Source organism: Providencia alcalifaciens DSM 30120 (assembly GCF_000173415.1).
GTDB lineage: Bacteria > Pseudomonadota > Gammaproteobacteria > Enterobacterales > Enterobacteriaceae > Providencia > Providencia alcalifaciens.
In genome coordinates, this window is the sequence record NZ_ABXW01000069.1 from 1 (window position 1) to 2,919 (window position 2,919).

Genomic DNA, 2,919 nt, shown 5'->3' on the forward strand with positions numbered 1-2,919 from the left:
ACAGGAACAGGAAGCGGGGTTGTGTCGCCTTTTTCCGACACACTCAACGGGGGCGAAGATGAGCCGTTTCCATTGAATACCCCGGTCGTGGTGGTGGGCACTGCGCCCCTATCGCGTTTGGGCGATGCTGGGACGTTGAAGCAAGCCTTGATTGATCTTAATGAGCAGCGGCATGCACTTTCGGTCGTGGTGAGGGTTGAAGCGCAAGCGGATGCAGACGCACAACGTGCAAACCTCCTCAGCGGGATCCGTCAACTTTCTTCAAGTCGCTCTGTGGTGGGGTATCAGCCGCGCATCGTGATTGCGCCGGGATTCAGTGAAGACGATGCGGTGGGGAAAGCCTTAGAAACCGTGGCGGGAAAATTACGGGCGGTGGCGTACGTGGATTGTGCGGCAGGGGCGACGTTATCGGAGGTTGTTCAGCGTCGACAACGTTATGGTGCAAGAACGGAGTTATTACGTCCGCGCGTATTAGCGGCACAACTCGATGGTCAACTGGCGTATCGTCCGTATTCGGCGTTTGCGGCGGGGCTCCGAGCCCGTATTGATTACGAAAAAGGGTGGTGGTGGAGTAAATCCAACCAGGCGGTGTTCAACATTCTGGGCGTGGAACAAGTCGATGAGTTTATTTTGGGGGAACGCAACTGTGATGCCAACTTACTCAACATGCAAAATGTTTCCACGCTGATCCGGCAAGCGGGATTCAAACATTGGGGCAATCGTCTGTGTGCGTCACACCCGCAATGGCATTTTGAATCGGTACGTCGAACAGCGGATGTGATTGAGGACAGCATTCAACTCGCGATGCTGGGGTATGTCGACCGTCCATTAGATCGACAAAATGCAGACGATATTATCGGCTCAGTGAACGCCTATTTGCGACGACTGGTGGGGGAAGGGGCGATATTTGGAGGGCAAGCGTGGTTAGATCCTGAACTTAATACGGCAGAAACGTTAGCCGCGGGAGAGCTTTACATTAACTATGACTTTGGACCTAAATCGCCAACTGAGCTCATTCAGATGCGCGTCAGTATCAATAATGAATACGGACTTCAGGAGTTAACGGCACTATGAGTTATCACAATCAATTACGCGCCTGGACCTTTTTTCGTCAAGGTATTCGTATTCAAGGGGCTCATGAATTTATGCCGCCCACGTTATCGATAGTGAAAACGGACTTACGGACGGGCGCACAAGATGCCCCCACGCCGGTAGATGATGGGATGGAGGCGCTCACCTGTCAGATCAAGTTTTACGGTCTGGATACGGAGATGTTGTCCAGTTTCGGCTTTGTCAGCGGGCAACGCTCTCGATTTAGCGCCTATCAAGGGTATGTGGCAAACAATATTGCATTGGGTACCATTGAAGAGATTGAAGGGTTTGTGATGACGGTGACGCCGGATGCTCGAGGCAATAGCAATTTATCCGAGGCGGCGTTCACCGTGGACATTGCCGTGAATTACTACCGCAAAACGTTTGAAGGGAAAGAGTTATTTATGATTGATACCGAGCGGTTTGTGCGTCGAGTCAATGGCGTGGATATGTTGGCTGGAGTGGCTGCAAAAGTTCGCGTGTAATGTTTTTTCAATATGATGATATAGCGACCTTTGGGTCGCTTTTTTTATGGAGTGATGATGAGTATGAGTTTTCCCGGTGAAACGCGCACAATTAAATTGTATACCCCTATCATATTGGACGGTGGCGTTGAACTTACAGAGATCACATTTCGAGAGCCTGTGGTACGTGATCGCATTGCATTTGCCAAAGATCGCGGCTCAGAAGAGGAAAAAGAAGCTCGTATGATAGCGCAACTGTGCGGTCTGAGTGAGCAAGATATTTGGCAATTGACGGCAGCGGATTATGCCCAGCTGACGGATACCTTTAACGTTTTTATGTTACCGCCCGCGAAGCGACCGAAGCCGACATCAACAACGCGTTAAGATTTCTGGGGCGTCGATTGCATTTTACGTTATCGGATTATCTTGCAATGCCTTTTCGGGTTTTTTCTCAGTGGCTTTTGGATGAATTAAAGGAGGCGAAACGTGGCAAGCGTGAGTCAAAACCTTAAAGCGACAGTCTCTTTTGGCGGTAAAATTTCCAGTTCATGGCGTCGTTCGGCGTCAGATTTGCGTAAGGACTTGCAGGATGTTGAGCGGCAATCGACGCGATTGAAGCAAGAGCAAGTCAAGCTGACGGCGGAAATCAAACGGCAAAAACTTGCCGGTGCCAGTGTCAAAGATCTTAAAAAACAGTATGCCGCATTAACCCGAGAAATACATCAAGCGGATACCGCTCAAGCTAAATTGAATACACAGTTGGCAAAATCAGAGCGTTTGGACAGTTTTAAGGGGATGGGGAAGACACTGGCTGGACGAGGCGTCAATTTAGCCAAAGGGGGCGGGATTGCAATCGGCGGCGGCATGGTGGCTTCGGGTGCAGCCGCACTGTTCACCCCAGCGATCGCCAACGCGGAGACCGCCGAACAGGTCGGTCTGGCGACGTCTTACGGGGTGGATACTCAAACGTTCATGCAGTGGGATTCGTTAGCCAAACAGTATGGCATGAACGGCGAGAATATCGGTGATTTGTTTGAAGAGTACCTGCATAAGGCAGGGGAATTTAAGCAATTGGGCGAACAAACCGCCCTCACTGAAGCGTTTGAGACACTGGGGATTAAGGATTTTGAACTCGGTGCGCTGAGTGATATTGCTCAGTTTGAAAAAATTATCGATAAAGCACTGTCACTTGAGGATGAGTCCAAAGCCTCTTTTGCACTGGATGCCTTATTGGGGGGGGAAGCCAGTAAATTGTTGATGTTGATTAAGCGCTCAGGGAAAAGCTTTGACGAGTTGATGCGAGCGCAGCGCAAATACAATTTGGTGACAAAAGAAGGGGCTGACGGGGCATTAAAAGGGCATC

Annotated in this window: 4 protein-coding genes; all 4 read left to right on the forward strand. The window is 50.3% G+C overall.

The window, feature by feature from the left end:
• A partial coding sequence (locus PROVALCAL_RS16555; protein ID WP_006660480.1) for a phage tail sheath C-terminal domain-containing protein occupies nucleotides 1–1,074 on the forward strand: 1,074 nt, incomplete at its 5' end.
• Nucleotides 1,071–1,577, forward strand: coding sequence for a phage major tail tube protein (locus PROVALCAL_RS16560; RefSeq protein WP_006660481.1), 507 nt, complete (start codon nucleotides 1,071–1,073; stop codon nucleotides 1,575–1,577). The genes PROVALCAL_RS16555 and PROVALCAL_RS16560, both read left to right, overlap by 4 nt.
• A 63-nt stretch (nucleotides 1,578–1,640) precedes the next feature.
• Entirely contained in the window at nucleotides 1,641–1,940 is a 300-nt protein-coding gene (locus tag PROVALCAL_RS16565) for a phage tail assembly protein (protein ID WP_036960142.1), read from the forward strand.
• Between the two features lie 102 nt (nucleotides 1,941–2,042).
• On the forward strand, nucleotides 2,043–2,919 hold an 877-nt coding region (locus PROVALCAL_RS16570; protein WP_006660483.1), incomplete at its 3' end, for an AAA family ATPase.

Bases quoted from the DNA above. Each gene is read 5' to 3' on its own strand.
- PROVALCAL_RS16560 (WP_006660481.1), top strand. From the start codon at position 1,071: ATGAGTTATCACAATCAATTACGCGCCTGGACCTTTTTTCGTCAAGGT.
- PROVALCAL_RS16565 (WP_036960142.1), top strand. From the start codon at position 1,641: ATGAGTTTTCCCGGTGAAACGCGCACAATTAAATTGTATACCCCTATC.